Genomic DNA, 7,490 nt, shown 5'->3' on the forward strand with positions numbered 1-7,490 from the left:
CGGAAGTTTCGGGTCGATCAATTTCAGAATCGAAATTTTCGATAATTGCAACGCGCGATCGGCATCGATAAGGCCGGCACGAGCCGTCATGCGGAACATGTCAGGCACTCTGACATTCGTGCCTACTGAATAATTCTGACTCCGATATGATGGCAGAGCAAGCTCGATCGTCACCGCGGTTGTGAGACGTCATGCAGATGCCCGTTGTGTCAGTGATGCCTTGGCATCACTGAGCGTGCATCGCGGGCATTTGTATTTGGCTAAACTCTTATGAGTTCACGTCGAAAGCACAACTCAAGCTTTGCCGAGCCGCCTCACGGCATCGAGCGTGGCGGCACTGGCGCGGCCGTCGAGCGGGCCGACATAGAGTCCCTTGTCGAACAGCCGCCGCTGCAAATTCAGCCAGAAGTCGGCACTCCAGATTTCCGGATGCGTGGTCAGGGATTGCAAGGTGACGTCGTACTTCGCTTCCAGCGCCCGGAAAATCAGCCGCGCCGCCTCGGCGCCGTCGCGGGGCACGCCGAGCAGGCCGGAATTGTAGGCCGAGCCCAGATTATGAAGTCCGAGCGCGTCGCCCTTGTCGGCCGCGGCGCGGTAATGTTTCAGCGCCGTCTCGCTGTTTCTGGTTTTGTTACCTAGGCCGTTCTCGTAGAAATAGCCGAGCGTCGCTTCGGCGCGCGCATTGCCCCGGGCGGACGAATTTTCATAGGCGGTGGCGGCTTGCGCGAGATCGATCGGGGTGCCGCCGAGGCCGCGCGCGTAACAATCGCCCTTGACCAACAGCCCGTCGGCAAAGGAGTCGGTGCCGAGCTTGCGCGCGTAGTAGCAGGCCCTGGTATTATCCACGCGGGTATAGACGCCATCGTGGTAGGCGAACGCGAGGTTATTCGCCGCGGATTCGTGGCCCTGACCGGCGGCCTTGCCGTACCAATCCGCGGCCTTGACGAAGTCAGGCGGCACGATCGTGCTCAGCCTGAGATACGGATCGAACAAGGTCCCGATGAAAAACTGCGCGACCATCTCGCCGCCCAGCGCATCGCGTTCCAGCGTGTCCATCGCCGGCCGGCTGGTTTTGGCGGCGTCACGAAGCGCGGCCAATTGGCTGGCGCGCGCGGTCGCGTCAACCGGCCTGGCCCATGGCGCGTTCTTGCCGGTCGAGGGCATCGCCCAGAACCACAGCACCGCCACGGCCGCCAGTGCCTGCGGCCACACGATCCAGGCGAGGCGATACCATTTATCGTCGTACCAGAGCTTGCCATGGGCGCCGAGCCAGGCGGAATAAACCGGGATCATGGAGCGGTCTCCGGCGCCGTCCTGCGCATCATCAATTGACCGTGGCTTCCAGAAGATCCGCCGTCGCGATCCGCGACAGGTCGGCATCGGTGTCGGTCGAGATGCGAATGGCCTGGGCCTCGCGCGCTTTTTCCAAGAGCGTGCGCATCGATCGCGCATTGCCCCAGTCGGGCGCCCTGGCGCGCGCTTCGATCCACGGCGTCAGGGCGGCGGCGAAATCGTCCGGCAGGGTGAACTGCTGGCGCGCCGCCATGCGGCGGAGGATTTCGCAGAGATCGCCGGCGTTGTAGCCCGGAAAATCGACGGTCTTGGTGAAGCGGCTGCTCAGTCCCGGATTGCTCTCGATGAAGCGCCGCATCTCGCTCGGATAGCCGGCGACGATGACGATGATGCGATCGCGGTTGTCCTCCATGAACTTGAGCAGCGTGTCGATCGCCTCCTTGCCGAAGTCGGGACCGCCGCCGCCGGTACTCGCGGCCAGCGTATAGGCTTCGTCGATGAACAGGATGCCGTCCTGCGCCTCGCGGCATTTGTCGAGCGTCTTGGTCGCGGTCTGCCCGACATAGCCGGCGACCAAGCCGGAGCGGTCGGTCTCGACGATATGGCCTTTGCGCAGAACTTTCAGCGCGCGGAAAATCTCGCCGAGCAGCCGCGCGACCTCGGTCTTGCCGACCCCGGGTGGTCCGGTGAACACCATATGCTGGCTCAGGGCGGCGACCGGCAATCCCTGCTCCCGGCGTTTCTGCTCGACCTCGAGCCGCGCGGTCAGCCGTTTGATCTCCTGCTTGACCGGCGCAAGACCCACCATCGCATCGAGTTTCTCGAGCGCTGCCGCAATCGACAGCTGGTTGTCTTCGAGCTTCTGGCCGGTGGCGAGAATGACGTCCTCGATCGTGACCAGGGAGATATCGGCGGCGGGATCGCCGGCGACCCGCAGCGCCTGCGCTTCGCGCGTCTTCTCCAGCAGCGTGCGCATCTCGCGCCCATTGGCCCAGTCCGCCGCCTTCGAACGGCTCTCGATCCAGGGCTTGAGCCTGGCCTCGACGCCATCGGGCAGGGCGAATTGCTGGCGCGCGGCCATGCGCCGGAAGATTTCGGCGAGCTCGCTGGAATCGTAAGACGGGAAGTCGATGGTCTTGCTGAAGCGGCTGCCGAGGCCCGGATTGCTGTCGATGAAGCGGCGCATCTCGTTGCGGTAGCCGGCGACGATCACGATGATGCGGTCGCGATTGTCCTCCATGAACTTCAGCAGCGTGTCGATCGCTTCCTTGCCGAAATCGGCGCCACCCTCGCCGGCCGGGGCGGCGAGGCTGTAGGCCTCGTCGATGAACAGAATGCCGTCCTGCGCCTCGCGGCATTTGTCCAGCGTCCTGGTGGCGGTTTGTCCGGTATAGCCGGCGACGAGGCCGGCGCGGTCGGTCTCCACGACATGGCCCTTGCGCAGCACCTTCAGCCCGCGACAGATCTCGCCGACCAGGCGGGCGACTTCGGTTTTGCCGACGCCGGGCGGTCCGGTGAACACCATGTGCTGGCTGAGCGCGGAGACGTCGAGACCCTGGTCGCGGCGCTTCTGCTCGACCTGCATGCGCGCGACCAGCCCCTTCACTTCCTGCTTGACCGGGGCGAGGCCGACCATGGCGTCGAGCCTGGCGAGCGCTATTTCCATCGGCGAGGCTTCCGCCGGCTGGTCGGCATCGACAATGACGATCGGGCGGATCGGCTGGTTCACGGCCGACGGCAGATCATGCTGCTGGACCAGCCGGATGGCGACAAAGGTCATGCTGACCCCGGCGGCGAGAATGAACAGGATCGTCAGCGCGGGGATCATCATGTGGGTTCAGCCGCGTCCGGTTGCCGTCATCAGATCCGATAGTTCGAGGCGCGACAGGTCGGCGGACGGATCGGCCGAGATGCGCATGGCCTGCGCCTCGCGGGCCTTTTCCAGCAGCGTGCGCATTTCTCGCGCATTGGCCCAGTCCTCGGCGCGCGATCGTTCCGCGATCCACGGCTTGATCCGGGCCTGGAAGCCCTCGGGCAGGGTGAAATGCTGCCGCGCCGCCATGCGGCGGAGGATTTCACAGAGATCGTCGGCGCTGTAGCGGGGAAAATCGATGGTTTTGGTGAAGCGCCCGGCCAGGCCCGGATTGCTGTCGATGAAGCGGCGCATCTCGTTGGGATAGCCGGCGACGATCACCATGATGCGGTCGCGGTGGTCTTCCATGAATTTCAACAAGGCGTCGATCGCTTCGCGGCCGAAATCTCCGCCCGAGCCCGGCGTGCCGGCCAGCGTATAGGCTTCGTCGATGAACAGAATTCCGTCCAGCGCCTCCCTGCACTTCGCCAGCATCTTGGGCGCGGTCTGGCCGATGAAACCGGCAACGAGGTCGGCGCGCTGAACCTCGACCAGATGTCCGACCCGCAACGCCCGCAGCGAACGGTAGATGTCGCCGAGCGCGCGCGCGACCTCGGTCTTGCCGACGCCGGGCGGCCCGGTGAAGACCATGTGCAGGCTGAGCGGCATCGTGGGTAGGCCCTGCGCGCGGCGCTTTTGCTCGACCTGCAGCCTGGCAATAAGGCCGTTGACCTCCCGCTTCACGGGCACCAGCCCCACCATGGCTTCGAGGGTCTCGATCGCCTTGTTGGGCGAGGAATCCGCAATCTCCCGCTCCGGCGTGAACAGCATCTTGACGGCGCCGGCGAGGCCGCCGTGCTGGGCCGGCTGCAGCGCGCCTGATCTGGCGTAACTGGATGCGACAAAGGTCACCAATAGACCAAGGCTGGCCAGCAGGAACACCATCAGGCTCGCGCCGAGGACGGATTGGGTCGAGGGCGCCAATCCCCTGAACCAGTTTGCCGGCCCCGATTGCAGATTGAAAACCCAGCCGGTGATCAGCGTGGCGCCGACGCCGCCGACGATGATGGCGAGGACCTGCTGGTCTTTGAGCGGGTTTTTCATCGCGTCCCGGCTAGCAGGGGTTCACGGCGCGCCACACCACGGGAATGCTGATGGAGCCGGGAAGATCGATCAGGATCTTGGTCGGCGTCAGGCCGAGGACGGCGCCTTTGGCATTGCCTTCGACCACATAAATTCCGGCGCCGGAGCCGTAAGGCGCCGGATAGGGCATCGCGATCCGCTGCATGCCCTCGGTCACCGTGAAATAGGGCGAGACATAGCTGCCGGCGCGAATGCGAAAACTGCTGCCGACGGCGGCGGTTCCCTTGGCGATGGTCATCGAGACCAGCGGAATCCTGCAGCGTTGCGCGTCGTCGACCAGCGCCGCCGCCGCCGACGGCGTCAAGGTAGTCGCGGCCTCGCCGAGATCGCGCTGGGCGACAAAGCTGACCGTCGGCTGGGCCGGATCGCCCGAGCTAATGCCGATATCGGCTTTCCTGAGCACCAGCCCGATCGCGGCGACGATGAGCACGGCGCCCACCGCGGCGGCGATCGCCGGCCGCCGGCTGGACCCGCTATTGCCGGCGGGTTTTTCCATCGCGGGCGGCGTGGCTGCCGCCGGTGTCGGTGCTGACTCGGACATCGCCCCCCGCCTGTAACCAGCCGCCCGGTGGCTCGGGACAGCTTACCCAACCGGCCATGGGGCGCAAAGAAATTCCACCGGCCATCCATGCCGGAAATGGCCTCGCCGCACTGTGATACAGCGCACAGTCGGACGCCGCCGCATCGCCGCCGCCGCGCCCAACCATCCAAAGATGCATCTCGAAATCTCCGATACCGGTCCGCGGTTCGACGAAGTGTGACAGTGGCGGCACCGAAGCATCGCCGGCCCAGACTCGTCAAAACCGATGTGCAAAACCGATGTGATGGATCGCGGAGGAGACATGATCGACGGACGCCGCGCGGCGTGATAGAAATATGACAATTGAGCGTAGCAAATAAAACATTATGCGGGTGCGGTGGGCATGGCGGCTTCTGAAATTGATTTTGGTCTGTTGGCCGGTGATGGAATTGCGACGCGCTCGGCCAAGGCCGGCGAGACCATCTTCAAGGAGGGCGACGAGGCCCAGCAGCTCTTTGTCATCAAGAGTGGCGAGGTCCGAATTCAGGCCGGCAATCGCACGCTCGCCGAGCTGTCAACCAATCACATCTTCGGCGAGATGGCGCTGATCGACGATGCGCCGCGCAGCGCCACCGCGATCGCAAAAACAGACGTCGAACTGGTCCCGATCTCGGAGAAGCAGTTTCTGTTCCTGGTGAGCCAAACCCCGTTCTTTGCGCTCAAGGTGATGCGCGTGCTGGCGCGAAGGCTCAGGGCGACCAACAAGACGTTCTGACCGGCGCGCGCGATGGCGCATTCTTCGGGAAGCGAACCAATCTTGACCAGTGCGCTCAAATATCGTGTTCTTCATTGTCCGCCGGACCTGCGATTGCTCATCGACGAAGGTGCCGGTCGAAGGGAGACATCAGATGGCCGATGGCACGACCACTCCGCCCGGAGCCGCGCTCCCAGCCGACGATGCCAACCGCAAACTCACCGTGGCCAACCCGGATGATTCGAAGATGCGCCACCTCTCGATCGCGGGCGGCATCTATACGATCCTCGTGAGCGGTGAGCAGACCGCCGGCCGCTACTGCCTGACAGACATGCTGGTGCCATCAGGCGGCGGTCCGCCGCCGCACCGTCATGACTTCGAGGAGATGTTCACGATCCTGGACGGCGAGATCGAGTTCGTCTTCCGGGGCGAGGTGCTGCGGGCCGGCGCCGGTTCGACCGTGAACATCCCCGCCAACGCGCCTCACTCTTTCAAGAACATGTCGGACCAGCCTGCACGCCTGCTCTGCATGTGCACGCCGGCGGGACAGGATGAGTTTTTCCTGGCGGTCGGCGATCCCGTCGATAGCCGTACCGCGCCGCCCCCGAAGCTCAGTCCAGATGAACGAGCCGAGCGTGTGCGACGCGCGAAGGCGCTCGCGGCAAAGTATCGCACCGAGTTGCTGGTGTGACGGTGGTAATTCCACGTATGATTCCACGTATTACGGGTAGCGGCTCACGAGATCGTGCGTTAGCGGGCCGTGACGGCGACACGATCAGGGCGTTTTATGGAGGATGAGGTTGATCGATCTCGCCGGTGCTGAAGGCGGTGAGGGCGACGCGCGAGACGATCAGTAGTTTCGCGCAGGTGGTTTCACGCAGGTGGTTTGGCGTGTCAGTTCTTTCGCGTGTCATGGAAAGTTGGGGCTCGGTACCGCGCGCCTGAGTTCCCGAAGGAGTCGATTTGCCGAGCGGCAGACGCCTTGTTAACGATCGATTAACCCGCGTAACCCGGCTTCCAGTAGTAATCCGGATGTTGCGGTACGGTTACATCTTGCAGAAATCATACGATTTTTTGCCGATCGCGGCTGCTCTAGCACAACTATTGCATTGCTTCAGAGAGTCAGACGCGTGTCCAATAGGTTCATGTGCTGATGCTGATTCGCGGTCGGGGCACGTAGCACTCCGATGATGCAGGAGTATGACGCGCGTTCCAGCAGTGCAGCCAACCAGACGAGGAGAGGGATTCATGTATAACGATTCTCTGTTCAATGCGTTCGCTAGGTCCTTCGAGGCCAGAAGCGAAACTGATATGTCGATGGCGGAATATCTGGAATCGTGTCGCGGGGATCCGATGCGATATGCCAATGCGGCAGAGCGGCTGCTAGCTGCGATCGGCGAGCCTCAGATGATTGACACGGCCAAGGACCCCCGCCTTGGCCGTATTTTTTTGAACAGGACCATGCGCGCCTATCCGGCCTTTGTCGGGTTCCACGGCATGGAGGAAACCATCGAGCGCATCGTCGGCTTCTTCCGGCACGCCGCGCAGGGCCTCGAAGAGCGCAAGCAGATTCTCTATCTGCTCGGCCCGGTGGGCGGCGGCAAATCATCGCTCGCCGAACGGCTGAAGTCGCTGATGGAAGTTCATCCGATCTATGTGCTCAAGGCCGGCGACGAACTCAGCCCGGTGTTCGAGTCTCCGCTCAGCCTGTTCGATCCGGAGCAGCTGGGTCCGATGATCGAGGAGAAGTACGGCATTCCGCGCCGCCGTCTCAGTGGGCTGATGAGCCCATGGTGCTATAAACGGCTCGAGGCCTTCGGCGGCGATATTTCGCGCTTCCGTGTCGCCAAGATCCAGCCCTCGCGCCTGCGGCAGATCGCGATCGCGAAAACCGAACCGGGCGACGAGAACAACCAGGACATCTCCTC

At 63.5% G+C, this 7,490-nt stretch carries 6 protein-coding genes and 1 pseudogene; 3 read left to right on the top strand and 4 right to left on the bottom strand.

The window, feature by feature from the left end; translation table 11 throughout:
- Positions 1-294: 294 nt before the first annotated feature.
- Genes ABR948_RS26400 through ABR948_RS26415 form a run of 4 tightly spaced genes read right to left on the bottom strand, consistent with a single transcriptional unit; the run spans position 295 to position 4,829 of the window.
- Positions 295-1,293 (bottom strand): tetratricopeptide repeat protein, encoded by a 999-nt coding sequence (locus ABR948_RS26400; protein ID WP_428123613.1) that lies wholly within the window; start codon positions 1,291-1,293, stop codon positions 295-297.
- Between the two features lie 31 nt (positions 1,294-1,324).
- The gene (locus ABR948_RS26405; protein ID WP_428123615.1) at positions 1,325-3,124 is read right to left on the bottom strand and encodes an AAA family ATPase; all 1,800 of its coding nucleotides are present in this window, start codon (positions 3,122-3,124) and stop codon (positions 1,325-1,327) included.
- Between the two features lie 6 nt (positions 3,125-3,130).
- Positions 3,131-4,249, bottom strand: a complete 1,119-nt coding sequence (locus tag ABR948_RS26410; RefSeq protein ID WP_428123617.1) for an AAA family ATPase — start codon at positions 4,247-4,249, stop codon at positions 3,131-3,133.
- 10 nt (positions 4,250-4,259) lie between these two features.
- A complete protein-coding gene (locus ABR948_RS26415) occupies positions 4,260-4,829 on the bottom strand; it encodes a hypothetical protein (RefSeq protein WP_428123619.1) in 570 nt (189 codons plus the stop codon).
- Between the two features lie 382 nt (positions 4,830-5,211).
- On the opposite strand from ABR948_RS26415, the gene ABR948_RS26420 reads away from it, so the two are divergent.
- The 3 genes and pseudogenes from ABR948_RS26420 to ABR948_RS26430 form a co-directional block, all read left to right on the top strand.
- On the top strand, positions 5,212-5,583 hold the full coding sequence (locus ABR948_RS26420; RefSeq protein ID WP_428123621.1) for a Crp/Fnr family transcriptional regulator: 372 nt from the start codon (positions 5,212-5,214) through the stop codon (positions 5,581-5,583).
- Positions 5,584-5,716: 133 nt separating this feature from the next.
- Positions 5,717-6,253, top strand: a complete 537-nt coding sequence (locus ABR948_RS26425; RefSeq protein ID WP_428123623.1) for a cupin domain-containing protein — start codon at positions 5,717-5,719, stop codon at positions 6,251-6,253.
- 557 nt (positions 6,254-6,810) lie between these two features.
- A pseudogene (locus ABR948_RS26430) lies at positions 6,811-7,490 on the top strand (PrkA family serine protein kinase); the annotation flags it as partial.

The organism is Bradyrhizobium sp., from assembly GCF_050014615.1.
GTDB lineage: Bacteria > Pseudomonadota > Alphaproteobacteria > Rhizobiales > Xanthobacteraceae > Bradyrhizobium.